The sequence below is a fragment of the Bythopirellula sp. genome, from assembly GCF_041737835.1.
Lineage (GTDB): Bacteria > Planctomycetota > Planctomycetia > Pirellulales > Lacipirellulaceae > Bythopirellula.
Map to the genome: position 1 here is coordinate 223,641 of NZ_JBGSQY010000001.1, position 26,496 is coordinate 250,136.

Sequence of the window (26,496 nt, forward strand, 5' to 3'; positions counted from 1 at the left end):
AAACCAAGGTTGCGGCAAGCAAAGGGGAGGGATTGGGTAAGAATTCACATACGTTCACCCACAATTGTTAGGAATCTGTTAGCAACTCGTGAAGCCAATATTAACGTTTGGTGAACTCTTCAAACGGCGGTTGTCTCTTAACATGCCGCCGGTAAGATCATGGCCAAATGCATTGGGCAGCATGCATTTTTCTCACGACTCACACCACTGACCAACCAACAAGGGACGAGAATCCATGCACTGTTGTGACCTATTTCGGCGGCTTTCACAACTCTTTGCTATCACCACAATATTGCTGTTATCTGCGGCAAGCGTTTCCGCGCAAATGTGGATCAACGAGATCTATCTCGATCCACCAAGCTCATTTGATAGCACTCACGAATACATCGAGCTTCGGGGCACGCCGGGAGCTTCGCTCGCTGATCACTACTTGGTGATTCTTGAAAACGAAGTCAGCGCCACAGCTAATCCTGGGCAAATCGAGGCTTTTTTCGACTTGGGCAGCCTGAGTGATCCGTTTTTCGGATCGAACGGTTTCTTGACGTTACGCCAAGCGGGCAGTCCGTTCAACAATCTCAACCCACTCTCCAATAACCAAATCAATACGGCCACGGGGGCGACTTGGGGCTCGGGGGCACAAAGCTCGGTTGGTTTCAGCGACGAAAACAACGACGGCATCATTGAAAACAGCGGCGGCACGTTTCTGTTGATCAAGAACAATGGCGGCACGGCCTCCAAGCCTGCGATCACCACTCCCAATTTAATCGATCTTGATGCCAACGACGACAAGATTCTCGACGACAACATTTATACGCAAAACTGGACGATCCTCGATTCGATCGGCTTCAACGGCGAATCGAGCGACATCAATGGTTATCTCTATGCTCCTGTGAATTTCAGCCCCGGCACTCCGACCGCGGGTGGCAATGTTGCCCCTGGGGCCACGTTTGTCGACGTCGGTTTTGAAATTGAATACCTCGCACGTTGGGGCAACAGCACGGGCAATGAAGCCGGTGACTGGCACGTTTCGAATCTCACCAACGAACCCGGCACGTCGGGCGCAGGCTATGACGGGCCCGATGATTTCCGTCAATCCGCGACTCCCCACGGTATTAACACTGTGAATCAGTTTGTCGAATCGAACCAAGGTGTCCCTTATGCCACGATTATGACAGACACACTAGGTTCGGAGAATTTATTCATCGCTGATGGCGATTTCAATGCAGTCTACAACGGCGAGGAATACGTCTTCGATGGCAAAGTCAATGGCCGAGATTTCCTGCACTGGCAACGCAACGCAGGCTTTGGCCTGAATACCTTTGGTTTTCCACGGTTTGCCAATCGTCGTCATGGCGACGCCAACGGCGATCGCGTGGTCAACAGTGCTGACCTGGCGATCTGGCAAGCCGCTTATGGTGCGGGGGCTTTGTCAGGCTTTGCAGCCGTGCCAGAACCATCGACGCTGGCGTTGCTACTCGTTGGTGGATTGTTCTGTGTTCGCCGAGCCCGCGATTAATCCGGCCCGATATAGCAATAGTTTAAATCATTTCCGTCTTACTGCTAGGAAGCAAAATCGATGCGTCAATTGAGCGCGAAGACACGCCACCCCGCGGCGTTCACGTTGGTCGAGTTGTTGGTGGTGATTGCGATTATTGGGGTGCTCGTGGCTTTGTTGCTCCCGGCCATCCAAGCGGCGCGCGAAGCGGCCCGCCGTTCGCAGTGCATGAACAATCTCAAGCAAATCGGCTTGGGTATGCTCAACTACGAAAGCTCCAAAAAGACTTTCCCTCCGGGACAATTCAAGCCTGCAGGACTCTCGGTGAAACGGGCTCTCGCTTGGCCTGTGTGGCACCTTCCCTACATCGAGCAGCAGAATGTTTTTGATCGCATTGATATGAAGTTTAGCGTGACCGAGTCACCCAACAATCAGCCGGACTTTTCGGGGCCGACTAACGCCGTGATCGATACGTATTTGTGCCCGAGCGTGAGCCGTCGTCAACTTTATCGTGGCCAGGATGGTCGACTCACGGGATTGCCTGATCCAGGGTCGGCCGGAGATCACAATGGCAACGGACTTGGTTGCATCGACTACATGGGCATTCCCGGCCCCGATGAAGGAATCATCAATAAGACTTCGGGCATTGCGTATGACAAAGAAGAGGGCAACTTCCTGGCTTACAAGCCCGGCCGTGGAATTCTCATGCGGCTCGATGCCAATCCCACGCCTTGTCCCGGTGCTACGCCAACGTGTTCGGCACCCGTGGTGAAGATGAAGCACATCATCGACGGCACGACCTACACGATGATGGTGGCTGAATCGAGTGGTCGTGGTGCGGAAGAGCAAATCAACTGCAACGGCGAAAATACGCCGATGACCGACGAATTTTCTGGCGCTTGGGCAAGCGAAAAGAATGTGAGCCGCGTGAAGCTCGACCCCGATCCGGCTGTGGGGAAACAGTATTGCGGACAATGGGTTTCGGCCGTGAATCCTCCCGAAAAATTTCAATTCGCCTACGAAGAGTTTTTCTCCGATCATCCCGGTGGCTTGCAGACATTGCGATGCGACGGCTCGGTGCAGTATTTACGCGACGACACCGAACGCGACGTCTACATCGCCCTTTGCACCCGCGACGGCGGTGAGCTGGTCATTGAATAAAAGGCTGCGTGAGAATCAACATAACGCCCAGGGATTGCAATCCCTGGGCGTTTCTTAGTTTGCTTCTATCGCTTTGTTCTTCCGGTTGTTAATCCTAGCAAACCGACCAGTATCACGAGCGTCCCAGGCTCAGGCACGAGCGTCACGCTCAAGCCCTCAAACCGTGCCCCATTGGCGATATCGCCCGTGGGAATTCCTTGGCTATTCATGGGAACATAGCCAGGCAGCAGCGTGGCGTAATCGATTTGTCCATAGGTTAGCGTAAACACCTGACCCGGGCGAAAGGGAATCCCCAAGCCCGAAATATCGTCCGTGGCGTCGTCGGCCATCACAAAATTAGGTACGCCCACATCCTCGGTATCGAAGCCCTGAAAGTTCAGGCGAAACTCGGCCTCGAAATCGAAAATCGTTCGCACCGAGCCGTTCGGGAGCGTCAGCGTGAAATGCTCAAGCGTTTCGTCTTTCATACCGTCGAAATAGAGTTTGTCCAAATATCCCGTGCGGTTGAACGAAAAGCTGAGCGATTCCCCCTGCCCCGCGGCCGTGCCACCCATCAGGTTGAGCCGATTGGGGAACGGATCGGTCACTCCGGGATTGGGGCGAGAATCAACACCGAGCCGCCCCGCGTCGGTGGCAAAGATTGCCAATCCTGGGCCCGCGCTGAATGAAACCATGACTTCGGGATCCGCCACATTTCCACCGGCGAGGCCATTGAGCCCGCTTGGGTTGGCGTTGCTGAACACAAACGTGCTGGCTTGTGCCGGTAAGCCGCTTAGCACGCACAACATGAGACCGGCCAATATTCGCGACATAGTTCAATATCTCCTGGCAAGAAAAAACCTCGGCCATCAATCCCATGATGGCCGAGGCTCGAAATTAAACAGAGAGTCAGTTGACTAGCGGCGCACTAAGCCTAGGCCAGCCAACGAGCAAAGCATCAACGCCACGGTGGTGGGCTCGGGAACGGCGGTCGGATAGGAACCGGGGTTTCCGAACAAGCCATTGGCATTTTCGAAGCTGCCAAAGTCATCGCCGAGGGTCGACAATTGCCAGCCCAAAACATTATTTGCACCCAAGAGGGCATCGCTGCTGGGATTGCCGCTGGCGGCATCAGTGCGGATCGAACCAGCAATGTTCACATCGCCGTAGGTCAAGCGATCGACCAAGGCGTTGAAGTTATCGTAGATATTGATTTCGTCATTGCGCCCCAAGTTGGCGGCATTGCCACCGATCACTTTCACGGAGGCGGGCAATCCCCAGTCAGCACGAAATGTGCTGGCCAAGGCTTCGGCCAGAATCACGGATTCGCCTACCGCGACGCTGCCAAAGTCCGAGAGGCTGGTCGTACCGGGGGTACGGCTGTCGTCGTCAAAGCTCCAACCAGTGAAATCCACGGCGGAAGGACCAAAATTGGTCAATTCGATGAATTCCGAGCCATTGTACATCCACTCGGAAATACGGACTTGGCCCATGGCCTGACCGGCCAAACAGAGCAGCATGGCTGCTGCACAAAATAGCTTCTTCATTAGCTTTCGCTCCTATTGGTGTGAATCGAGAAACAAATTTCTACGCGACTGAGGGGAATGCAAGACCGAGCGCCGTTACCAAGCGGGAGGCTTGCTGGGTGCGCCGCGGTCCATCAATGTTGAGAGTCAATGATCTGCCCCGAAAAACGCAAACCGCACACGGCCTTGCATCTCCCTCAGTCCAACTGCGAGCAGCTTAGGGGGTCGGAGTGAAGAAAAGGTGAAGAACGTGTGTGACTTGAGCGAATAGTCAGAATCTTTTACTAACCCCGCAAAAAGCCCCATTTTTGTGTTAATGAATTATTAAGATTCCGCGACCGACGCCGTTAACCGGCCCTCGGCAGCCGATCCCGCTACCGTGCTCAAAACTTCGTGCCACGCTACCGGTCATACCGATTGCACCGCTTGGCGAAGTGTTGATTCGTGGCCAGCCAGCTTTTCACCGACTTGCAGAGTTATGTCTCACAGCCGCGCGGTTCGATGCTAGTAATACTTGATATCACCCCTCACGGATGACGGCGATGATACTCCGCACACTCTACGCTTGCTCGATGGCCTGCATGGCTTTGTTTGCCCAAGAGGCTGTTGGGCAATCGCTGGGGCTTTATCATATCCCCAGCACGATGCCCCAATTCTGCGGGCTTGGCTACGGCCCAGGGCATCATGTCCCCATGATCTGCAACAAGGATTGCCATCCCCCGCGGATGCAGCGCCGCGTTCATGTCTGCGGCTGCACGAACTGCCCCCTGCCAATGGAAAGTTTCCACGGCTGCGCGGGGCCCGGTTGCCACGCGCAACTTGACCAAATCCTCGGAACGGGCGAATATGGCCGTTCGCAGATCATGCGCGACGAGCCCCAGAATCTCACCGAAGAAAGCATCTTACCGCTGCCGGAATCGGCCGAGCCGCCGCAACTCGAGATGTTGCCTTAGAAGTCAGCGCCCCAGAAGTCAGCCGCGTTATGAAAATTTTTGTCGCAGTGCTCGTGGGGTTGGCCGTCGCGCTCGCCCTGGCACTCGCTTGGCGAGGTCGGCGACGCACGCGGCACCAAGCGCTTTATCAGCGTGCGATCGACGCATTTCCCCACCAAGCGAAGGGTTTGAGCAACATCTTTCTGGCTGCGGCCAACGCCACAGGCAAGCCGCGCGGATTGATTTGGAAAAGCTGCGAGCTGCAGGGCGAGCCGCTGTTCGCAACCGACCATACGACCGGCGAGATTTACGGTCTGTCGGGAGCAACGATTGGCTTCGCAGCCATCCCCGGCGGGGACATGGAAGAAGTCGAAGCCGTCGGCGATATTCGCTACGTAACGGCAGTGTTCGTTTATCGCGAAAACAAATGGCAAAGCGACGGCCGCGCTATTTTTAATCTCGAACCGGCACAAGCACTGGAGCGACTGCAAACCAGTCAGTCATCCTGAGAGAGCCTAGGCGACCGAACGATCTAGTTTGCCTACGTATTGAAAGTCGAGACCCATTTCATACTGGCTCTTTTCTCTCAGCTCTTCGCTAGTAACTCGCTTTCGCCTTCTTCCGCGACTTCTTAACGCTAATCGTCGCCTTATCGCCTACTTCCTCGACTTCATAACACGAAATTGCTTTTTTCGCTGGTCCCGCTTGCACCGAACCGTCGTTCACGTCGAACTGCGAGCCGTGCCAAGGGCACATCACCGTGCCGCAGGCCATCATTCCCCCCGCGAGAGAACCTCCTTTATGAGTGCAAGCGTCGTCGAAGGCCGTAAGACCTTCTTCGGTGCGAGCCAGCACGATTCGTTTGCCATCCGTATGAACGAGAATCATCTGGTCGACAACGAGTTCCTTCACTCCCTCAACCTTGGCATAGCCGTCGCCGTCAACTTCCACATGCTCCTCGCGCCATTTCCCCGATTCTGCGTAACGATGATCCACACCGATCTGATTGCGATAGACGAGCGTTCCACCCATCCAACCACCGACGGTCATCACGCCGATCGAAGCGAATTCCAGCACGACGGCTAGTGGCCTGGGCTCGAAGGTTTGCCAATCGCGAAACGCCCAGCCCGCCGCCATGATCGCCAGCGCCACAAGATTCACGATCATGTGATAAGTGGCGCGCGTTTTGGCTGAACTATTCGGCGGCACGACCGTCACGTAGTCGATGAACCCCGGCACACTCGCGGCAATGCCCGTGACCACGGCGGCGATGCTCGAATACGCCCCCACGGTGAGTAAGCTCGGCCAATCCCCCATCAGCCCCGCCAAATCCGCGAGTGGCGCGGCCGTGGAAAAAGCAATTGGGAACCCTACCATCATCGGATGAATAGGGTGCGTCATAAAATTGGCTTTGCTACGCATGGCAGGCTTTCTATCTCAAATTGATGGACCTGTCGTTGAGCGGCATCAAAGCAATGTGCCAGCCGGACAACCAGGAGACATTGGGCGCCGTAAACCGGTTCGTCCCTGAACCGGCCGAGCTAGGACGAGTGCAAATCAGATGCCCACGGCGAGGCTGGCGAGAAGTTCGTACGATCGCAACCTTGCGTTGTGGTCGTAGAAAGCCGACGCAACGATCAATTCGTCCACGCCGGTGCGTGCGATGAATTGGTGCAGGCCGGATCGAACGGTCTCCGTGGAACCAACGAACGAGCAACTAAGCATCGACGACGCTTGCGCTTCTTCGGCAGGGGACCAATAGACATCGATGTCGTCGATCGGCGGTTGAAGTTGTCCCGGCTTACCGCGGACGAGATTCACGAATTGTTGCTGCACCGACGTGAATAGCCGTGTGGCTTCAGCATCGGTGTCCGCTGCAAAAACATTCACGCCTGCCGCGACATAAGGCTCGGCCAATTGTGCCGACGGTTCAAACTCACGGCGATAAAGTTCAATGGCTTCCATCAACGCCGCGGGGGCAAAGTGCGATGCAAACGCATAGGGCAGTCCCAACACCGCGGCGAGTTGAGCGCCGTATAGACTCGAGCCCAAGATCCAGAGCGGCACTTTGAGCCCTGCTCCTGGCACGGCTTGCACTTTTTGACCCGGCTCGGCGGGTTCAAAGTAGTGCTGAAGTTCCACCACGTCGTTGGGGAACCGATTGGCCGATTCGATGTTGCGCCGTAAAGCACGCACGGTCTCTTGATCGGTTCCTGGTGCGCGCCCCAGGCCCAGATCGATCCGCCCAGGATAAAGCGAAGCGAGCGTCCCGAACTGTTCCGCGATCACCAGCGGCGCGTGATTGGGGAGCATGACACCCCCTGCCCCGACGCGAATCGTTTTTGTGCCACCGGCGATGTAGCCAATTACGACCGACGTCGCCGCGCTAGCGATGCCGATCATGTTGTGATGCTCCGCCAACCAAAAACGATGGTATCCCCACCGCTCGGCATGCTGTGCGAGATCGAGCGAGCGCTTGAGCGCCTCCCCCGGCGTCGAACCCGCCGGCACAAACGCAAGATCAAGAATCGATAGTTGAGCCATTTTTTGGTAACCATTAAGACACAAAGGGCACGAAGAAAGATAGAGATCAAATTATTGTCATTCAAGCGTCGGTAGAATCATTCACAAAAGTCTTCTTAGTGCTCTTTGTGCCCTTCGTGGTTAAATAAATTACTTACTCCGTCTGACCACGGCATAGCCATATTGCGTCGGCCAACTCGGATCGGCGTGCAGTGCTTGTTGCGCTTTGATTGCCCAATACGGTTCGCGCAACATCTCGCGGGCTAACAACACCAAGTCGGCCGCTCCCGAGGTGATAATTTCATTCGCTTGGGCTGCTTCTGTTATCAAACCCACCGCTCCGGTCATCATCCCCGTTTCCGTACGAATCGCGGCTGCTAATGGCACTTGGTAATTCTTCTCAACTGGAATCTTCGCATACGGCACGATCGCGCCGCTGGAGGTATCAATCAAATCGACGCCACATTTCTTGAGTTCTTTGGCCAGCGCGATCGATTGCTCGATATCCCAGCCCCCTTCGACCCAATCCGTGGCCGAGATTCGCACGAACAGCGGCATCTCTTTGGGCATCAATTCACGCAGCGTCGTGGCAATCTCGATCACCAAACGCATGCGATTCTCCAAGCTGCCGCCGTATTGGTCGGTGCGTTTGTTGGTCAACGGCGACAGAAATTCATGCAGCAAGTAACCATGTGCAGCGTGGATTTCCAAAATGTCAAAGCCCGCCTTAATCGCGCGCTCCGCTGCGGCACGAAACGAGGCAATCACTTCGCGAATGCCCGCTGCATCGAGTTCGCGTGGCGGCACATCCTGTTCGTAGAAGGGAATTGGGCTCGGCGCCACGGTTTCCCAAGCCCCTTCACCATCTTTCAGTTGTGCGCCACCTTTCCAAGGAACGTCGGTGCTCGCCTTACGTCCCGCGTGGGCCAGTTGAATTCCCGCGGCGGCCCCCATCCGCTTAAGAAAGCGCACGATCCGCGCGAGGGGCTCGATATGTTTCTCATCCCAAATGCCCATGTCACCGGCCGTGATGCGGCCTTCTGCGCTGACTCCCGTGGCTTCGACAATTACGAGTCCCGCGCCACCAACGGCACGGCTTCCTAGATGGACCAAATGCCAATCATCGGCGAAGCCATCCACGGCACAGTACTGGCACATGGGCGAGACCGCGATCCGATTGCGCAGCGTGACACCGCGAATCGTCAGCGGGCTCAAGAGATCGATATCGGTGTCGGTGCGGTCGTGATCGACGTGGGAGGCACAACCGGCGGAGGGGTGGGAGGGGCCGGCATCAACGCGCGAAGACTCGCTCATACGTTTTCTCCTAGTGAGGTGGGAAACGCATTATACGCTTTATGAGTCTCCCTGGTTCGCTAGATAAGCGTACAGCCAACGGTCCAGCAGCACACCATCTTTGATGACACTTTTTCGTAAAATCCCCTCGCGCTCAAAGCCCATCTTTTCCAGCACGCGGGCCGATGCGGGATTCCACGAAAAGACGTAGGACTCGATTCGCGAGAGGCCAAGGTTTTTGATCGCGTATTCGGTCACCCCTCGAACGGCCGACGAAATAATGCCGCGGCCCCAATAAGGTTCACCGAGCCAATAGCCGAGTTCGGCGCTGTGACGGCGTTCCCCTTCCCCCAACGTGAGACCAATCACCCCCACGGCTTTGCCATCGACTTCGATTGTAAAGACGCTCGTGGGCGATTGCCGCAAGGTGTTGTCGATATATTGCTGTGTGTCGGCGAGCGTCAATGGATGGGGAAAACGGTCGCGAAGATTTCGCCACACGTTATGATTGTTGCCATGCTGCGCAAGCGACTGCGCGTCTTCAGGCCGCAGCGGTCGTAAGCTAAAATTGTCGTATTGGCGCAGCATATTGTTTCCAGATCTCTCTTGGCGTGACACTCTATTGGAATCAGAGTTGCACACACATGCAAGCAGGCCCATGTCCCGGGGCCGATCTTGCGGGAAACCTGCAACGATTATAGCAATCACAAGGAGTTGATTTTGCCTGCACCCATCCTGTTTGATCCCAGCGACTATGCCGACCTCAGTTTAGGCGATCAGGCCCTGTTGCAGTTGGGGTATGTCCGCGCTAAGGAAGCACTTGAACGGAATATCACGCCGGTCGGTTTTTCGGCCTGCTCGCTCGACGACAATCAGGTCCACGGGACCGACGTGAATTATCGTTCGGTGTGGGCGCGCGATGGGGCCAAGACCGTGATCTGGACGCTTGACCTTGAGGACGAACGCATTCGCAAGTGTCAGGAGCAAACACTCCGCACGATACTTTCGCATCAAGCCCCCGCGGGACAATTGCCGGCGCATGTGTTGATCGACACCAACAAACCCGAATACGGCGGTGTTGGCGGGATCACCTCGATTGATAGCGCGTTGTGGACGATCATCGCTGTGTATCACTTTTGCCGTCACGCGCAAGATTGGTCGCTCGCGGATGAATATGGTGAAGTCCTACAAAAAGCCATGGATTGGCTCAGTGGACTCGATGCCAATAATTGCGGTCTCCTCGAGATTCCCGAAGCCGGTGACTGGACCGATTTGTTCGCACGCAGTTATCACGTGCTCTACGACGAAGTGCTGTGGCATCGCTGCTTGGAATGTTTCGCAGAGATTCAAGAACATTGGGGCAACGCAGAGCGTTCGGAAGGCTATCGCAAGTGGTCCATTCATGTGAAGGAAATTATCCTGCGTCGTTTCTGGCCTTCAACAGCCATCGACGACACCAAAGTCGGGCCCAGCTTTGCCGACGTGCAATACGAATTGGGCGATGCGCAGTATCTTGTTGCGCAGATTTCGCCGTTCGGTTACAGTTGGCGTTGTGACGTGTATGGCAACTTGCTCGCATATCTCACGAATCTTTCCGACAAAGATCGCGCGATGAAAACGTTCCGCTATCTGTGGGGCGTGGGGGTCAACTTGCCGGGACCGACGCGCAATATGTATCCCACCGTGCATGCGGGCGACCCCGAATGGCGTGATTATTTTGCCGTCAACTTGCTGAACCTTCCCAATCACTATCACAACGGCGGCATCTGGCCCTTCATCGGCGGGCTGTGGGTTCGTTTCATTCACAAATTAGGACTCAAAGATGTGGCCCGCCGCGAGCTGGTGAATCTCGCCAATCTGTGCTCCCAAGGCGTGAGCTTCGAATGGGAGTTCAACGAATGGCATCACGCCGAGACAGGCCGCCCGATGGGCAAAGCATATCAGGCCTGGAGCGCGGCCAGCTTCATCAAAGCATGTCACGATTTGCACGTCGAACCCGACCGGATCACGCACTTTTAATCGACAGCTCAGCCAAGTTGCTGTCGCTCACAGACATCCAGTGCTGAACTCCCTCGAGCACGCCTGCCGCGAAATCTGCCTGCGCGAGATAAATGTGGGGGGCGTCGAGCACCTTGAGTTCCTCGAGCGCGTTGCCAACGACAACACCGCGGAACCCTTGCGTGAACATGGCCGAATCGTTGCCTGTATCGCCGCAAGCGATCACACGATCCGGGGGTAATTCCCATTTCTCGGCAAGAAATGCCGTGGCGGTGCCTTTGTCACAACCGTACGGCAAGAAATCGAGATCACGCTGCGAGCTGTAAACCATGTGAGTTTTCGTGCCCGCGCTGTGAAGTTTAAGCTGCCAGGCGGTCAGTTCTTCGATCGTGGCCCGCTCTGCGTAATAACTCACTTTGTACGGCGAAAGAAACTGTGCAGGCTGCAACTTTAACCGTGGTTCGTCGCCGAGCAATTCGTGTATCGTCCGGGCATCCCAGTGAATGTCATGTTCGGGCCAACCGGGCAGTGGTTCGCCCGAGTCAAACATTTCGATTTGCGTCCCCACCCCGCCGATGATGGCATCCGGTCTAGGAAGCGCCGATTTCGCGATCGATTTGCGCACCGATTCTGGAAAGCGCCCCGAATTATAAACGAGGCGCACTTGCTCTCGCTGTGGCGCAAGCCATCGTGCGAACTCCTCCAAGGCCGTCTCATCGCCTAACAGAGTGCCGTCGAGATCACTCGCGATCATGTAATTCTCTGGCACGCTACTCTCCGACAAGGCTTTCCGATTCTAAGGGAGTGCTCCAAGAGAAATCCAAATTCGAGCCGGGAATTGCATCGACCAAATTGAGCAATTGTTGCGCAATGCCGGTCCAAGTGAAATGAGCCCGTGCTTTCTGGCAGCCATACTTTGCCAAGCGGTCGTAGATCGCGTTGTACTGCAACACAAACGACATCGCGTGACCATACGCCGCGGGATCAAACGGATTGGCAAAGAGCGCTTCTCGTCCCCAAGTGACTTGCTCCCACAAGCCCCCTTCGGTCGTAACAATCGTCGGCGTGCCACAAGCCATCGCTTCCACGGCTGTCATGCCAAACGGTTCGTAACGACTGCTCAGCGCGAACAAGTCCGCCGCGCGATAGTAGTCGGCCAATTGATCGTCTGGAATGTAATCTAGAAATTGCACCTGCTTAGCGATTCCCAACTCATGGGCGAGCCCCTTCAGCTCCGCCAGCATTTTCTCTTCTTGCGGAGTCAGGCTCGTTGAGCCAACGGCTAACACCAGCTTGGCATCGGGAACGCGATTACAAACTTCGCTCATCGCGCGAATCAATAGATCGTAGCCCTTGTTCTGCGCGAGCCGTCCCAGTGCCAAAACAATACGCCCTTCAAGGCCGAGTTGCTGTTTAAGCGAACGCCGTGAAGCCTGGGAAACTGGGAAGAAACGTCGATCATCATACCCCGGCGGAATCACTTTGACCTTATTCGTGGGAACATTGTATTCCCCATCCCTTGCGGTCAGGATGTCGCGCTGAGCCGGCGTGGTGGCGATCAGCAGATCGCATTCGTCATAGACGACCTTTTCTTCGCGAATCCGCCGCCGAAAATTGTACTTCTTTTCCAACTCGGCGGGTTCGCCATCCATGTTGTCGCGTTTCCACGAGCCAATCGAATGTGGCGTATGAAAATGGGGAATACGAAAACGATTAGCCAGCGCTTGTCCAGCAAGACCCGCATCCCAGTAGTGGCTGTTGATGAACGTGTATTCATCGGGGCTGGCCGCAACGAATTTGCCCACCCGCTGCACCCATTCGGGAATGCTGTTGCAGAGCGTTTCCTTCGGGATAAATTCGTTACCTCCACAGGGAAATCGCAGCACGCGCACGCGCACGTCAACTTCTTCTTCCAGTGGCTGATCTTCAAAGCGGCGGGTGAGAATGTCGACTTCATAGCCCAGCTGTGCTAGGCATCGCGACAACTCCAAAACATAGACGACTTGCCCACCGGTATCCGGTTTGCCAAGTTCTGGTTCCGCGGCCACATACCCATGCGTTGAGATCATCATGATTCGCTGCGTTGGTTGGCTCATTGCTTCCTCCCACGGTTAAGGGTGTGATTCTTAATCTGGTTGGTCGTGCAAAGAATATACCAAATTTCATCGGCAGTGTCGTTTCATTCCTCCTGGATAATCGAGAAAAACATCCACAAACTTTTTTTCTTTGATCACTCAGTGCGCAACTTGATGCGAAGTTAACCACTCCGCCGGGTCTTGCCCAAATAACCGCACGAGCACTGAATACAAATCACTATGCTCCTGTTTCAATTGCTGCGGCTGCGTGAAAAAACATTCGCACGTGACGGCAAAAAATTCCGCGTGATTGGTCGCGCCGTATTTATCAAGCAGCGTCCGTTCACCGTGCCGCGAGCGTTCCACAAGTTGATCGTATTCCTTGCTCGTGATGTGATACCACTGCCTTTCGAATTTCAGATCGGTCATCGGCGGCGCGCCGTTGGTCGAGCCGTCGAGGCTATCCATGTGATGCGCGAACTCGTGAATCACCACGCACCGAGTGGAGTTTGGATCGCGGCCTTCGTGGATCACCGTCTGCCAGGCCAGGACAATCGGCCCCCCCTGCCACGATTCGCCTAAACGCGTGTCAAATTGTTCCTCGGGCAAATTGAACCCGCCCATGATGAGATCGGTCGTCGATTCCGGCGTCGCCGAATAAGCCCCTTTGTAAACGATGATCGTGCGCAGCCGATCGAAGTACCAAGGCTTCTCGAACCCCAGCGTCATCAGCGCCGCTTGCCCGGCGATGGTCACCCGCATTTCGTCGGTCACGATCAGCCGATTGCCGCCGACCCAATCTTTTTCGTGCAGCATGATGCAGACGAATTCGCGGACCTTGCGCTGCTTGTGCTCGTCGAGATGGCCATACTGCCAGACGTTCAGCCGCAGCCAGGCATCCCACTCGGCGGGAATCGGTTGCGCTAAAAACTTCTTACGGCGGCGGTTCGTTAACCAGTCAAACATGGCGTCATCTCAGGGGGATCGAAAACAAGACTTCAGATTATATCCGTCCCCGAGAAATGAATAACGCCAATCTCACGGTCTGCCACGCACTCTTTGTGCCCTGCGTGCCTTCGTGGTTCACGATTTTACTTGCCAGCGAGCGAAACTCATGCCATGCTGGTGGCTAATCATTCACTTTTCCCCTGCGAACCGTGCCATGGCCATTCAAACCGCGAGCAAAGACGGCATCCTCACCATCCACATACAGGACGATCGCCTCGTTGATCCCGCGCAGCTCACCCGACTGTTCGACGACATCAACGCCGCGCTGGGCAAGTCCGACGAAGACCGCGTAATCGTCGACTTTACGCCGGTCGATTTCATGGCCTCGTCGGCCCTTGGCAAGCTCATCCAGCTCAACAAGAAGGCTACCGAGTTCAAGGCCAAGCTCAAGCTTTGCGGCATCAATCCCCAGATCTACGAGGTCTTCAAGATCACGAAGCTGCACAAGGTGTTTGACATCGAAAAAGACGAAGCCGCCGCGCGGAAATCGTTCAACAAATGGGGAATCTTTAAGTAAGAGATGAGAGGTCTGAGGTCAGAGGCCAGGAATTTTTTTGCTACTGACCTCTGGCCCCCGACCTCTGACCTCTTTGCTTAGCTAGTTGGCTTCGCTCCCCGTCTGAGCTACAATGTCGGCTCGGCTTGATGCCGCCCTGCCTGGCCCGACCTTGACTGCCTCGACCGAAGATTGGAGTCCTCCCATGGCCAAAAAGACCACTCCCAAGAAGACAGCCGCCGCCTCGGCGGCTGCTGAACCCAAAGCTACGACCAAAGCCCCCAAGCCCGCGGCTGCCCCGAAACCAGCCGCTGCTAAAAAGCCACCCGCCAAGTCGGAATCCAAAGCGGCGAGCAACGGCGATTCTTCGACCGCTGCCACAGCGCTCGGCACTCATCAGATCGGCGAAACCGCCGGTGCGGTCTGGTACTATCTAACCGAGAACAGCGAGGCATCGCTGGCCACGATCAAAAAAGATTTGAACCTCTCGGCCGATCTCCTACTCGCCGCGGTGGGCTGGCTCGCCCGCGAAGAAAAGCTCGAGTTCAACGTCTCCGGCAAAAGCGTGAAGCTCTCGCTCAAATAATAAAGCGTTTTGAAAAGCATTTAGCCCGGCGTGATTGCGAAGTCCTGCTTCGCACACACGCGGGGCTATTTTTTTACCGCGCTATATTTTTACCGTCGCCGCCACAACATCCCCGCGCTCGCCAACGCAATGAGCGCCAACGACGATGGCTCGGGCACGGCCCCGAAGGCGAAGATGCTGAAGTGATCGGTCGTGCCACAGTAAAGACCGTCTTTGGTTTTCACACCGCTCGGCATCACTTCCCACACGGGCGGGCTGACGCTGGTGTTCAAAGTGCGAAACGCCAAATCGCGGTGCACGATTCCTTCTTTGTGCAAATGCGCGAGTTTGGGAACACTGAAGCTAATATCAACACCGTCCGGAAACCGCGTGAGATTTTGTCCCGTCGCCACGTCGATAATATTCACCTCAAAGACCAAACTCCCCCCCGGCACGGGCGGCACGGGTATCGAGATCGAATCGCCAAAGGCTACGCGCAGTTCTACGTCCTGAGCGCTGGCAAATTGAAGGGGATTGAAAATCAGCAGATCCGTCTGTCCCTTAATCTCCACATTCTCGCCCGCGTTGCTGTTTCCTACGAAATAAGGATTAGTGATACCGACAGCATCGTCTTTGTCGTCGCAATCTTCGTTGCTTCCCCCTTCGCCGCAACCGCCCAGTAGAATTGCAAAGTTGGTAGCCCGAGCCGGCGCGTTGTGCATAAGAAAAGAGCAGACACCCAACAGAATGACGAACTTAAGCGACTTCATTAGCGGCACTCCCAGATTCCATGTTTCGATAATAGGCCGAATGGCAGGCCCATTATGAGCGCGCTGCCGCCCCTCGTAAAGGAAAATCCCCCGTTAGCCGGCAGCGTCCCGCTGCCGCGTGCTTTTGGCCCACCACTTGCAACAACTAATCAATTCAAGTGGAGCTCTGAGTGCAGAGGAGGGCCAAAATCGTGTCAAATCAAGTGCCGACATTGTCGGAATATGGCGATTTGGTCGGCACTGTGGAGATCGACGGTCATTTGAGCACACCCTTAGCTGAGTTGGCGGCGCTGACGCGCATGCCGACGCATTGCTGTCCAGTAGGAGTTGAAATCGAACTCTTCGAGTCGTTTGACACCATCGTGCATTTTTCGGTGCTCGCTTACGACTCACGCATCATCGGCTGCGATCCCAACAGCATGACGGCCTATGTCGAACAAACGGGCAGCTTGCCGATCCAGCGTTTTCCAGGCCTGATCAGAAACGCGTCGGCTCATCGCTTTTTCAAACATTTCTCGATCGTGGCCCTCGATCATCGCACGGTCCACATGGGCGACCGGCTCCGTGTGATCGACAATGACGACCAATATTCCCCACCTCACGATCCGCCAAGCAATGGCATAAACAAAGCCAAGCCAATATAAAGGCCACAGCGCGTATGTTCGGCTTCTACTCCAATCGACTCGGCTGTGCAGGCTCGCTGCTGATATCGGTGATCGGCACGGTCGTGCTTCTGCTACTGATGAGATCCTGCAGTTAGATGCGTTAACAGTGGGGTGGCATGCCCTCTGAGGTACTCCGAAGTGGACATGTTGGTTAAAGCTCATCATGCCCACTTCGTGCCTCAGAGGGCATGCCACCCTGGGAATGACTTCTGGCTAACAGCTAACAGCCAATAGCTAGCAGCTGATCCTCCCCAACCATTCCCGCTTATCTATCACATCGCTAATAAACATCTGCTGGGCGACCAGGATCGCTTCGTGCAGTTGCTCCGCGGTGACCGAGCCCGCTTTGTTTTCGACGTCGAGCGTCCCCGTGGCGTCGCGCAAGAATTCGACGTTGTACCCGCGATGAAAGGCCTGCCGGGCCGTCGTGTCGCAGCAGATCTGCGTCATGTAACCGGCGATCGAAACCGTGTCGATGCCCCGCTCTTTCAAAAACTCATCGAGCGGCGTGCCCGTAAACGAGCCCGGCAATTGCTTGTCGATCAAAATATCGCGCGGCCGCTGGGCGACTTCGTTGTGCAGTTGCCACAGGTCGCTCTCCTTACGAAAGACGGGCGACTCGGGATCGGGCTGGTGATGCCGCACCACGACGGTGGGAATGTTCGCCCCATGCGCGGCATCCATCACTTCCAGGATCGCTTCCAAATGCCCCACCGGATGCCGAATCGGAAAGGCGCCGTCGAAGTATTCCCGCTGCACGTCGATAACAAGGAGAGCACGATTCATCTGACAAGCCTTTCTATAGCCGAGGTCCTTCTATCCCTCTCCCTCCGGGAGAGGCTAGGTGAGGGTTTTTCTTCGCGTAGCCGAGGTCTGCGACCTCGGAGTGTGGCACGAGTCTCCGAACTCGTAATGCCGAAAATACAAGCCTGGTTGAGATAAAATACCCTTATTACTAGGAACGCATTGCACTATAGCTCTCTGGCCAAAAATCGCAACTTGTCCACTTTAAACCGATATGCATACTTTTCAGAGTGTGTGCGCGTGTTCGGTTACCGAAGACATCTTCAAGAGGACCAAAATGAACAAGCAGTTAGCTGACGTCTTGCGTGAGCAGATAACCTGCATACGTCATGCGCTAGAAGAACCTGATATTAAAGCTGCCGAGGCGAAGATTCCAGGTTGCAGAGGCGAAATACTGCGATTACGCGCTGTATTAAAAGAGCTAGAGTGCAAGCTAGATATTACCCCAGAAATTCAAATAGTCTTTCTAGGTCCGAGTCGTCACGGCAAAAGTACGTTGCTAAATGCCTTAGCCAGACAATCGTTGCTGCCAACTTCTGACGTCAAGCCATGTACAGCCTCAATACTACGTTTGAAATGGGCGCCTGATTGGTTTTGCAAGTTGAGTTTTGTACGACGTAGTGAACTGCTTTCAGACCGAACCACAGCAGTTGAAGAAATCGAGGATTATTTGAAAAGGGCTAAGGCCCACTATTGCGAAGAAGAATTGCCTGATGATCCTAAGTATGTACTGAACACCTTACAAAGGTTCATTCATCTATTTGGAATCGATCCATCGAGCGACCCCCAAACTCTTGTTGAAAAAGTTAAAACCGCTGAAATTCCATCAAACGTACTCGAAAAACTTGGCAGACCTCACGAAGCCAAAGCAGGATCATTTGAAAAGCTAAAGGAAGGTTTATCACCTTACCTATCTACGGCTGGTGTCTATTGGACAGTCGTTGAATCTTGCGAAATATCTGGACCATTTGACAATTGGCACCCCAATCTAAGCTTGGTTGACTTACCGGGTACGAATGATTCTAACCCACAACGCACTGCTATAACGAATAGCCTTCGCGATAAAGCACAAGCCGTAGCGATTGTAACCAGTGACAGTAACATCGGCCCTGATATCTTGTCATGGTTAAAATCATCTTCTGTGTTGTCAGATTTCCTTGAATCGTCTGCCAACAATCGACAGCGGCTTTTTATCATTCGCACAAAGCTTGATAGTTTTAATCCGGAAATAGATGATGTGGAGTCCGAGCAAGAGGAAGAAGCTCTTAGGCAGCAAGGATTCGTAAAGTATAAGAACGAACAAGAGGCTGCTTATCGAGAAATGCTACGAGAGATTGTTTATCCCAGGTTATTAGCGACATCAGATATCGACAATCTCAAGAAAGCTGAACTCTTAAAGCGAGTGGATGAAATCCCTGTACATTTCATTTCCGCACAAGCATATGAAGCTTTTGAGGATCGAATTAAAGTTGGACCTACTGCAAAAAGGCGCTTTAAAGAGCACTTCGGAGAGGATTCTTCAGCCACAGGTATCCCCGGTTTGCGAGATTTCGTAAATCGAATGGCTGCGGAATACCTCGCAGTCAATTTTTATGAAGATATTCAACTTCGTCTAGAAAGAGAGGTGGGCCTTTTGGCCCAATACTTTCAACGCGAAGAAACTACCCTGCAAGCTCAACGCTCAGGCGCAGGCAAATCCGTTGGCGCCTTGGTTACACGCGTCGAGAAGGAAATAGTGCCATGGATTGCGGATACTGTACAAACACAAGTTCAAAAGTTTAGTCATCAAGCGCAATCGGGTGGAGAAGGAATCCGCCACAGAATGGACCAAGCATGGCGAATGTCTGATTTGCGATTAAAAGACAAGCAAGAAAAATGGGAGCTTTTACATTGGAATACACTCCGTGCCACAGGTCGCAAGGGTGGAGAACATATGACCGCAAGTGGTCAATATGTTGATATCAACGAAGATATCTGTAGCGTGCTACTTGGAGATGTCATTTTAGCCTGGACATCATACCGCGATTATTTGATTCAAAAGGCAATTGATGAACTTACGGATCGATTTTCAAGCGAGCTTCAATTGAAATTCCAACAGCTTGCTGAGCAAGTTGTTGATATTCGCGCTAGAGAGGCTATAGCAAACGTTTTATCGCAACTCGAAACAATCACCCTTAGTCAACGCGATGAACTTTTGCGAGTCATAGACAAAAACGTCCGAAAATTGGAGTCGATTAGGACACCCGCAAAAAACCATATTAAAACGTGTTTATCACCAACATTTGAACGCATTTCCAGGGAAGCTGGAGTTGGGTGCCAATCGCGAATGCGAAACATCCTTGTTCAAGGCTTTCAGCAAAACCTTACTGAAATTCGTGAGCACATCAACAAGCTAGTACTCAATGCTACTCATCAACTACTTAGCTCCTGTTCGACTGCACTACTTCAATTCAGCGATAATGCATCGCTACAAATTACAAATTCTTTACATGCGGTTGAAGCAACAACTAAAGTTGAGGATGAAAAAATACTCGATGAGCGTGAAATCGCTATTTCTGCCGCAAAAGAATCTCTTAAAAAGAATCGCTATCGCTCTCAAGAAGACTACTGGGCTTGGCACGACACGCTTTACCCTGGAGGCAGCTCCAACTCGCCAGAGTGGTTTGAATTGTCGAGATCAGTGAAAGAACTTGACGGATGGAAATGTAGAGTCTGTGGAGACCAAGAAGAGTTACATGCTGACCATATTACTCCACTATCAAAGGGTGGGGCTAATGATCTTGGCAACTTACAAACACTTTGCGTTTCATGCCATGAAAAGAAGACTGGCAGGCCATTGAAAAGGTGGCAAACAACTCGTTGAGCATTGTGATTATTTTGGCTTCGATCAACAAACTGATTATGAGTTCATCCCACCGCCACAATCCGAGGTCACAGACCTCAGCCACAGAAATTTGTTAGCCGCGAGGCGGAGCGCGTCGCAGACGAGCGGGTGACAGAACGTCGTAGCATGGGCCCCCGGTCCGTGTTTTCAAAAATTCCCACGGCCGAGGCGGCCATGCTACTCATTATTTAAGAATCCGCGGCTAGCGCCTTGCGGCTTAGTGGCCAAAGTTTTTTGTCGAATTTGGCCGCGCGAATCCATATAATGCGTTTCGAGGCGCGAGAAATTCGTTCGTCTCCAGCCCCAAGTCCCTAACTCCCAGTCCCAAATTCAGCTTTGCAACAACCGGAGGCCTGCAAACCAAGCAAACCTCGTAAACCTGGCAAAGCAGAGGGGGGAGCTATTAGCTGTTAGCCAGAGAAGAAGCTGGATTCCTGCCTGCGCGGGAATGACGGAGATACTGCGAAGACACTGTTGGGCGAGCCGACAGTGGCACTCGAATGTCTGCGCAGACTAGAAAACTAACGCCTCGCGCCTAGGAATTCGCGACTCGAATACGCAACTTGATCAATTCCAAGCGTTGATAAAGTTGATGAAGTTGAACAAGATGACAAAGTTCGGAGGAAGAAGCTGTTAGCTGTTAGTCAGAGGAATCCACGGAGAGAAGAATATGGCTTCAAACCTTGAACGTCTGGAGGCTAGATTCTTCGGTCGCCTAGGCTCTCTCAGAATGACTGAAATTTTCTCGCATTCCAAAACCAAAACCACCACATCAAGTAGAGAGTATAGCCCCACAACACCCAGCCCCAAGTCCCGAGCCCCCCTCCCCTCCTACATCACCACCGACATCAACATCGAGAAACCAATAAACAGCACCGCGCAGATGCCTCCTTCGCAGATCGTCACCATCAACGCTGAGAAGGGGCCCGTGCGGACCATGATCGCGATGATGCCGGCGGTCATGGCGACTGGTCCCAGGACCTGGCTCCCCAGGCCGGGTTCCAGGATCGAAACGTTCACCCAAAACCGCAGCAGCACGTTGGCCACGACAACTAGGAACATGCAAAGCAGGCTTTGCCAATAGTCGGGGGGCTCGACCGCCGCGAAGGCGCAGGCCATTTGCAATGCCCAGGCGGAAATAAAGAGGGCCGCCGGAACGAGGACGAGAAAAACCAAGGTCGGATCGAACATCGCGAGCAGCTGCGCCATGGGTGATTCTCCTTTCCGCTCAAAGTGCGAATCACAAGACGTGTCCCTTTCAAGAATATGTCACGACAGGCCGTGGTAAGGCGAGAATCGCTCGGCCGGCGCGGGATTTTTCTTGAATGGGAGTGTGGAAATGCCTCTGCCGGGGCAGTTGGGGGCAAGATTTGGCTGCTGGTAAGTCAGATCGCTCTCGCACCAGCGGGGCCAACGCCGGTAAAATGGTTAAACTCGCCAAGGCCCCGATGCCGACTGAACTCATGGTGACCGGTCGGTGTCAGCTTGGGCGGGAACGGAGTTTTTCGATGACATCTCGCTACGAAATCTGTTGCTGCTGTATGGGCCCGGCTTAAGCCGGGACTTTCTTCTGACCGTGCGCCACGGCCGGCGCTGTCTTACCAACATCCCACCGATCGCTTTTGACTCGCGAAGAGAGAATACGATGGCCACCGATTTTCGGCTGAAAGACCAACTGCCGGATATTACCGAGCGGATTGTGCAAACCTACGAAGGCCTGGGCACGATCAACCACCTCGATCATTGCCCGCTGCCTAGCTACGACGAAGTCGTCGCGGCGATGCACGAGCTGACCGAAATCCTGTTCCCCGGTTACCGCCGCCGCACCGGCCTGCACCGCGGCAACATTACTTATTACGTGGGCGATCTGGTCGACCGTTTGCACGATCGGCTAACGACACAGATCGGCCGCGCCTTGCGCCACGACGCCGGCGCTTCGAGCGATTGCGACAGCGAACAAGATTACGAAGCCCTCGGCCAAGCGAAGACCTTGCAATTCTTGGATCAGCTTCCCGAACTGCGGAAAATGCTCGCCACCGACGTGCAAGCCGCGTTTGAAGGCGATCCCGCCTGCAAGAACGTCGATGAAGTGATCTTCTGCTATCCGGGGTTGGAAGCGATCACGATTTATCGGCTCGCCCACTTGCTGTACGAATTGCAGATCCCGTTCATCCCACGCATGATGACCGAATGGGCTCATAGCCGCACGGGCATAGATATTCATCCCGGGGCGACGATCGGCAGCTACTTCTTCATTGACCACGGCACGGGCGTCGTGCTGGGACAGACCTGCGAGATCGGCGAGCACGTTAAGATCTATCAAGGCGTGACGCTCGGTGCGCTCAGCTTTCCCACCGACAGCGATGGCCAATTGGTCCGCGGTCAGAAGCGGCATCCGACGATCGAAGACCGTGTGGTGATCTACGCCAACGCCACGGTTCTCGGCGGACGGACGGTCATCGGCCACGATTCGGTGATCGGTTCCAACGTCTGGCTGACTTCGAGTGTGGAACCGCACACGACCGTGCTGCTGGAAAAACCCAAGCTGAAAATGCGAAACGAAGTGGTCGACGAGTTGCGTCCCGAAACGCAGTATCAGATTTAAGCGGATTACTCATTTTCGCGCTGGTGATTTCCAGCCGGTCTCGCTACGATGATTTCCTTCACAGGAAGATCACCACGGCGACCGTGTCATGCTGCTTGGGCCCATATTTCGCGTCGAACTGGTTTCCGTGGCCCGCCGCCGGCGCTATTTTGTGTTGCGGGTGCTCTACGCCCTGCTGATTCTGTTCGTGCTGTGGACGACCTACAGCTCGGCTTATTATCTCCGAGCGGGCCAACCGTCGATTCGTGCTTCGGCGATGCTGGCCGCTGGGTTCTTCGTAAGCTTTAGCTGGCTGCAAGTGCTTTCGATCCTGCTGGTCGGTCCCGCGATGGCCGCCGGAACGATCGCCACCGAGCGCGAACGCCGCACGATTGAATACCTGTTCGCCACCGACTTGTCGAACACCGAGATCGTGCTCGGCAAGACCGTGGCTCGCCTCACGCTGCTCGGCCAATTTATCTTGGTGGGTCTGCCGATTCTTTTTCTCTTTCGCCTAATGGGAGGAATTCCCGCCGAGGCGTTGCTCGTGACATTCCTTTCCGCGGCGGGCACGGCAATCATGGTCACAGGCTTGAGCATTGCGATCTCGGTTTGGTCGCCGAAAGCACGGGATGCAGTCGGTCGAGTTTACATGCTGTTGCTCGCGATGCTTTCGCTCCCGGCAATTTTGATGGGCCTACAAGCGGCTAGAATCATTCCCCCCTGGCTCTGGGATACGATTGGGCAGCCTTTCAATAGTTGGCTGCTGATGCTCAATCCCATGAGCGTGCTGATGAACGCGATGGGGAACGTTTCCGCCATCGGTGTTGGACTCGATCTCACGAAAGTTCTCCAGGCCGTGGGCAATCAATTGCTCGTGGCGGTTGTCAGTTTGTCGCTGGCAGTGTTTGCGGTCCGGCGCGTTCATCTCTCCGAGTCGACCCGCACTGCCGAGAAACTTTCCAAGCAACCGACGGAACCAACCCGCCGCCCGCCCGGTGAGTATCCGATGATTTGGAAGGAGATGTATTCCAAAACGTCATCAACTCGCATGGGCAAGATTGGGTGTTTCGCAATGGCACTCATTCTGATCGGCGTGTTAGCTGGAATGTTTTGGGCATTCATGGAATCGATTACGGCCCAAGATAGCTGGCGCCGCGACAACTACTTTGAATTCCTCATGGGAATCACCGGCTATTTGGGCTGCGGCATGTTGCTGCTCCTCGGGGCTCGCAGCGCGGGGCTTATCGCTCAAGAGCGCGAACGCGATTCCTGGATCACGCTGATGTCGACGCCGCTCACCGCCAAGGAAATTATCTTGGGCAAACTTTGTGGCAATCTTTACAGTGCCCGTTGGATGCTGATCCTTTTGGCCCTCAGTTGGATCTTGGGCATCATTATCGACCCATCAGCGATTCTACCGATGCTGGGAACATGCCTGACGTTTGCCTTGTTGGCTTGTTTCACGACCTGCCTGGGTTTGCTCTTCTCGCTGCGCTCGCAGACCAGCTTGCGCGCGATGGGCCAAACCTTGGGGACCTTGATCTTCGTTGGGGGTGGCTATCTCTTCTGTTGCTGCACGGTCATGGCAGGCGGAGGAAGCGGCGGGGAATCGTGGGCATTCGTCCTTGCTATTTGCATACCTTTCCTGCTGGTCTATCCTAACATCGTGTTTTTGATGTCAGACAATTCCATAAATCGTGAAGCTCCTGTTTTTATGGGTGCCTTCATCATCGGAATGACCTGCTATGCTATCGCCACTTATGCCATCTACAAGTATCTTGTCACGGAGTTCGACCAACACGCCGGCCGCACAAAGTCCCAGCCGGATGGCCTGCCCCTTTTTCCTTCTCCGACAAAGGTAACAGCGTGAAAATAGCTGATATTCGCTTCGGTGGTTTTCTCTACCCCGTCTGCGTATGATGAATTGGTTCAAGACGAACATCATGCGGGGGAAGACATGGCCAATCGCGATACGCTCGGCGGGATCATCCATACCTATCAGAAATACGATCCCCAGCGGTTTCCCAGTCCCACCCAACCACCCCCCGACATGGTTTCTTCGGCCTTTGAGCATCTGCTCATGTACGGCCAGCACCGCGAGTTGACCGAAGAGGAACTCGCCCGCGCGGTGCGGATCGATCCCAGCCAATTCGCCGGACTGGGCCCCAGCATCGAAGCCCTGCTGGCGATTCTCAAGGAACGCAAACGCAAGATTCTCGAACGCTTTGAAACGCGCAAAGTTCGCCGCCGTGCGCATAGTGCCTACGTCGAGCAGGCGCAAAGTATTGATCCCCCCCGCCGACATCGCGACCAATTTCGCGCGGCGATTCACAATGAGCAGCTTCGCGACCTCCAGCGACTCTGGTACGCCGCGGGAGACGACAATTCTCCTTTTGCCCGTGGCTTGGTTGGCTTGATCGAAGCACTCGGCAACAAGTACGAAATCGAAGAGCTAGCCGCGCGTTATGAGTTCACGGGCCGCGAAGCCATGACCGTTCCACTGGCACTTGAGGTGAAGGAAGAACTGGAGCGGATCGACGAGCTCATCAAGCAACTCGAGGAAGCACGCGAGACGGCTCAAATCGGCATCATCGATATGGAGGCTCTCGCCGAGTTTGCCGAACCCGGCGATATCGATCAACTCAGTGCCTTGCAGCAACAGATTCAAGATTTCTTGCGCGAAACGGCCGAACGTCAGGGACTCGAACAACACCAAGGCCAATTCCGTGTCACTCCCAAAGCCTATCGCATCTTTCAGGCGAAGTTGCTGGAACGATTGTTCAGCGAATTGGAATCTTCCCGCTCGGGGAGGCACCAAGGCCCCGTGCTTGGTGAAGGTGCCGTCGAACTGCAAGCCACCAAAGATTACGAGTTCGGCGATTCGATCACGCACCTCGACATTCCCGGCACGTTTGTGAATGCGTTGATTCGTCAAGGAACGGAAGGTCGGACTGCAGGCGATCCAATACGTTTTAATTCCGACGACATGCAAGTTCATCGCACGCGTAACAATCCCAAGTGCGCAACCTGCGTGTTGATGGATATGAGCGGCTCGATGCGCTACGACGGGCAGTATATCAATGTGAAACGCATGGCCCTGGCGCTCGAAGGGTTAATTCGCAGTGAGTATCCTGGCGACTACGTTCAGTTCGTCGAGATGTATAGCTTTGCCAAACCCGTGGAACGGGGTCGCATTGTCGAGCTGATGCCCAAGCCGGTGACGGTGTTTGATCCCGTGGTCCGTTTGCGCGCCGACATGAGTCGCGACGACGTAAGCGAATACCAAGTGCCGCCGCACTTCACCAATATCCAACACGCGCTCTCAACGGCTCGACGGCTCTTGGCCACGCAAGACACTCCCAATCGGCAAATCATCCTCATCACCGATGGCCTTCCCACGGCGCATTTTGAGGGTGAGATGCTCTATCTGCTTTATCCGCCCGATCCGCGGACCGAATCCGCCACGATGCGCGAAGGCCAACTCTGCCATCGCGAAGGGATCACGATCAATCTTTTCCTGCTTCCCAGTTGGTCACAAACCGAGGAAGACGTGCGCTTCGCCTACCGCCTTGCCGAATCCACCAAAGGCCGTGTTTTCTTCACCGCCGGGAACGACCTCGACCGCTTCGTCGTGTGGGATTATCTGCGCCGACGGCGCGAGATTCTTGCCTGATCATTTGAATGCAGGTGGCTCGGCACTCGAATTGCGTTGACCCTAGCGACTGCCAAAACCTT

24 protein-coding genes are annotated in these 26,496 nt (G+C 54.5%); 12 read left to right on the forward strand and 12 right to left on the reverse strand.

The features are described from left to right. The first annotated feature begins 235 nt into the window (after positions 1 to 235). The gene (locus AC6T8Q_RS00915; protein ID WP_500677297.1) at positions 236 to 1,516 is read left to right on the forward strand and encodes a PEP-CTERM sorting domain-containing protein; all 1,281 of its coding nucleotides are present in this window, start codon (positions 236 to 238) and stop codon (positions 1,514 to 1,516) included. Between the two features lie 60 nt (positions 1,517 to 1,576). Further along, complete coding sequence (locus tag AC6T8Q_RS00920) at positions 1,577 to 2,656, forward strand: DUF1559 family PulG-like putative transporter (protein ID WP_500677298.1); 1,080 nt, start codon at positions 1,577 to 1,579, stop codon at positions 2,654 to 2,656. Positions 2,657 to 2,721: 65 nt separating this feature from the next. Here the strand turns inward: AC6T8Q_RS00920 and AC6T8Q_RS00925 are convergent, their stop codons facing one another. Both AC6T8Q_RS00925 and AC6T8Q_RS00930 read right to left on the reverse strand, forming a co-directional pair. Then, a complete protein-coding gene (locus tag AC6T8Q_RS00925; protein WP_500677299.1) occupies positions 2,722 to 3,468 on the reverse strand; it encodes a hypothetical protein in 747 nt (248 codons plus the stop codon). Between the two features lie 84 nt (positions 3,469 to 3,552). Continuing rightward, a complete protein-coding gene (locus AC6T8Q_RS00930) occupies positions 3,553 to 4,182 on the reverse strand; it encodes a lamin tail domain-containing protein (protein WP_496922031.1) in 630 nt (209 codons plus the stop codon). Between the two features lie 521 nt (positions 4,183 to 4,703). Here AC6T8Q_RS00930 and AC6T8Q_RS00935 point away from each other — a divergent pair. Together AC6T8Q_RS00935 and AC6T8Q_RS00940 are read left to right on the forward strand one after the other, a co-directional pair. After that, positions 4,704 to 5,114 (forward strand): hypothetical protein, encoded by a 411-nt coding sequence (locus AC6T8Q_RS00935; protein WP_500677300.1) that lies wholly within the window; start codon positions 4,704 to 4,706, stop codon positions 5,112 to 5,114. Positions 5,115 to 5,143: 29 nt separating this feature from the next. Beyond that, the gene (locus AC6T8Q_RS00940; protein WP_500677301.1) at positions 5,144 to 5,602 is read left to right on the forward strand and encodes a hypothetical protein; all 459 of its coding nucleotides are present in this window, start codon (positions 5,144 to 5,146) and stop codon (positions 5,600 to 5,602) included. An 88-nt stretch (positions 5,603 to 5,690) separates the two neighbouring features. Here AC6T8Q_RS00940 and AC6T8Q_RS00945 read toward each other — a convergent pair whose 3' ends face one another. The 4 genes from AC6T8Q_RS00945 to AC6T8Q_RS00960 all read right to left on the reverse strand — a co-directional run bounded on the left by AC6T8Q_RS00945 (position 5,691) and on the right by AC6T8Q_RS00960 (position 9,497). Beyond that, a complete protein-coding gene (locus AC6T8Q_RS00945; RefSeq protein WP_500677302.1) occupies positions 5,691 to 6,515 on the reverse strand; it encodes a Rieske (2Fe-2S) protein in 825 nt (274 codons plus the stop codon). A gap of 135 nt (positions 6,516 to 6,650) precedes the next feature. After that, positions 6,651 to 7,637, reverse strand: coding sequence for an LLM class flavin-dependent oxidoreductase (locus tag AC6T8Q_RS00950; RefSeq protein ID WP_500677303.1), 987 nt, complete (start codon positions 7,635 to 7,637; stop codon positions 6,651 to 6,653). Between the two features lie 129 nt (positions 7,638 to 7,766). Continuing rightward, entirely contained in the window at positions 7,767 to 8,930 is a 1,164-nt protein-coding gene (locus tag AC6T8Q_RS00955; RefSeq protein WP_500677304.1) for an NADH:flavin oxidoreductase/NADH oxidase, read from the reverse strand. Between the two features lie 39 nt (positions 8,931 to 8,969). Continuing rightward, the gene (locus AC6T8Q_RS00960; RefSeq protein WP_500677305.1) at positions 8,970 to 9,497 is read right to left on the reverse strand and encodes a GNAT family N-acetyltransferase; all 528 of its coding nucleotides are present in this window, start codon (positions 9,495 to 9,497) and stop codon (positions 8,970 to 8,972) included. Between the two features lie 132 nt (positions 9,498 to 9,629). Between AC6T8Q_RS00960 and AC6T8Q_RS00965 the strand changes: the two genes are divergently transcribed. Continuing rightward, on the forward strand, positions 9,630 to 10,928 hold the full coding sequence (locus AC6T8Q_RS00965; RefSeq protein WP_500677306.1) for an amylo-alpha-1,6-glucosidase: 1,299 nt from the start codon (positions 9,630 to 9,632) through the stop codon (positions 10,926 to 10,928). On the opposite strand, the gene AC6T8Q_RS00970 is transcribed toward AC6T8Q_RS00965, so the two are convergent. The 3 genes from AC6T8Q_RS00970 to AC6T8Q_RS00980 all read right to left on the reverse strand — a co-directional run bounded on the left by AC6T8Q_RS00970 (position 10,915) and on the right by AC6T8Q_RS00980 (position 13,948). Then, positions 10,915 to 11,676 carry an HAD-IIB family hydrolase gene (locus AC6T8Q_RS00970; RefSeq protein WP_500677307.1) on the reverse strand — a complete coding sequence of 254 codons (762 nt, stop codon included), beginning with the start codon at positions 11,674 to 11,676 and terminating at the stop codon, positions 10,915 to 10,917. The two genes, AC6T8Q_RS00965 and AC6T8Q_RS00970, sit on opposite strands and share 14 nt — an antisense overlap. 1 nt (position 11,677) lies before the next feature. Further along, positions 11,678 to 13,003, reverse strand: a complete 1,326-nt coding sequence (locus tag AC6T8Q_RS00975; RefSeq protein WP_500677308.1) for a glycosyltransferase — start codon at positions 13,001 to 13,003, stop codon at positions 11,678 to 11,680. 138 nt (positions 13,004 to 13,141) lie between these two features. Continuing rightward, a complete protein-coding gene (locus AC6T8Q_RS00980; RefSeq protein ID WP_500677309.1) occupies positions 13,142 to 13,948 on the reverse strand; it encodes a M90 family metallopeptidase in 807 nt (268 codons plus the stop codon). A gap of 196 nt (positions 13,949 to 14,144) precedes the next feature. On the opposite strand from AC6T8Q_RS00980, the gene AC6T8Q_RS00985 reads away from it, so the two are divergent. Beyond that, positions 14,145 to 14,507: an STAS domain-containing protein gene (locus tag AC6T8Q_RS00985; protein ID WP_500677310.1), complete on the forward strand. Its 363-nt coding sequence runs from the start codon at positions 14,145 to 14,147 to the stop codon at positions 14,505 to 14,507. 184 nt (positions 14,508 to 14,691) lie between these two features. Continuing rightward, positions 14,692 to 15,072, forward strand: a complete 381-nt coding sequence (locus tag AC6T8Q_RS00990) for a winged helix-turn-helix domain-containing protein (RefSeq protein ID WP_500677311.1) — start codon at positions 14,692 to 14,694, stop codon at positions 15,070 to 15,072. Between the two features lie 89 nt (positions 15,073 to 15,161). Here the strand turns inward: AC6T8Q_RS00990 and AC6T8Q_RS00995 are convergent, their stop codons facing one another. Continuing rightward, positions 15,162 to 15,821: a PEP-CTERM sorting domain-containing protein gene (locus tag AC6T8Q_RS00995; protein ID WP_500677312.1), complete on the reverse strand. Its 660-nt coding sequence runs from the start codon at positions 15,819 to 15,821 to the stop codon at positions 15,162 to 15,164. Positions 15,822 to 16,012: 191 nt separating this feature from the next. On the opposite strand from AC6T8Q_RS00995, the gene AC6T8Q_RS01000 reads away from it, so the two are divergent. Continuing rightward, on the forward strand, positions 16,013 to 16,465 hold the full coding sequence (locus tag AC6T8Q_RS01000; protein ID WP_500677313.1) for a hypothetical protein: 453 nt from the start codon (positions 16,013 to 16,015) through the stop codon (positions 16,463 to 16,465). Between the two features lie 255 nt (positions 16,466 to 16,720). Here the strand turns inward: AC6T8Q_RS01000 and AC6T8Q_RS01005 are convergent, their stop codons facing one another. Continuing rightward, positions 16,721 to 17,272 (reverse strand): cysteine hydrolase family protein, encoded by a 552-nt coding sequence (locus tag AC6T8Q_RS01005; RefSeq protein WP_500677314.1) that lies wholly within the window; start codon positions 17,270 to 17,272, stop codon positions 16,721 to 16,723. A gap of 295 nt (positions 17,273 to 17,567) precedes the next feature. Between AC6T8Q_RS01005 and AC6T8Q_RS01010 the strand changes: the two genes are divergently transcribed. Further along, entirely contained in the window at positions 17,568 to 20,153 is a 2,586-nt protein-coding gene (locus AC6T8Q_RS01010; protein WP_500677315.1) for a dynamin family protein, read from the forward strand. A gap of 852 nt (positions 20,154 to 21,005) precedes the next feature. On the opposite strand, the gene AC6T8Q_RS01015 is transcribed toward AC6T8Q_RS01010, so the two are convergent. Beyond that, on the reverse strand, positions 21,006 to 21,383 hold the full coding sequence (locus AC6T8Q_RS01015) for a hypothetical protein (protein WP_500677316.1): 378 nt from the start codon (positions 21,381 to 21,383) through the stop codon (positions 21,006 to 21,008). Positions 21,384 to 21,819: 436 nt separating this feature from the next. Between AC6T8Q_RS01015 and AC6T8Q_RS01020 the strand changes: the two genes are divergently transcribed. The 3 genes from AC6T8Q_RS01020 (at position 21,820) to AC6T8Q_RS01030 (ending at position 26,434) form a co-directional block, all read left to right on the forward strand. Further along, complete coding sequence (locus AC6T8Q_RS01020) at positions 21,820 to 22,779, forward strand: serine O-acetyltransferase (protein ID WP_500677317.1); 960 nt, start codon at positions 21,820 to 21,822, stop codon at positions 22,777 to 22,779. A gap of 88 nt (positions 22,780 to 22,867) precedes the next feature. Continuing rightward, positions 22,868 to 24,631: an ABC transporter permease gene (locus AC6T8Q_RS01025; protein WP_500677318.1), complete on the forward strand. Its 1,764-nt coding sequence runs from the start codon at positions 22,868 to 22,870 to the stop codon at positions 24,629 to 24,631. Between the two features lie 87 nt (positions 24,632 to 24,718). Next, positions 24,719 to 26,434 carry a vWA domain-containing protein gene (locus AC6T8Q_RS01030; protein WP_500677319.1) on the forward strand — a complete coding sequence of 572 codons (1,716 nt, stop codon included), beginning with the start codon at positions 24,719 to 24,721 and terminating at the stop codon, positions 26,432 to 26,434. The last annotated feature ends 62 nt before the right edge of the window (positions 26,435 to 26,496 follow it).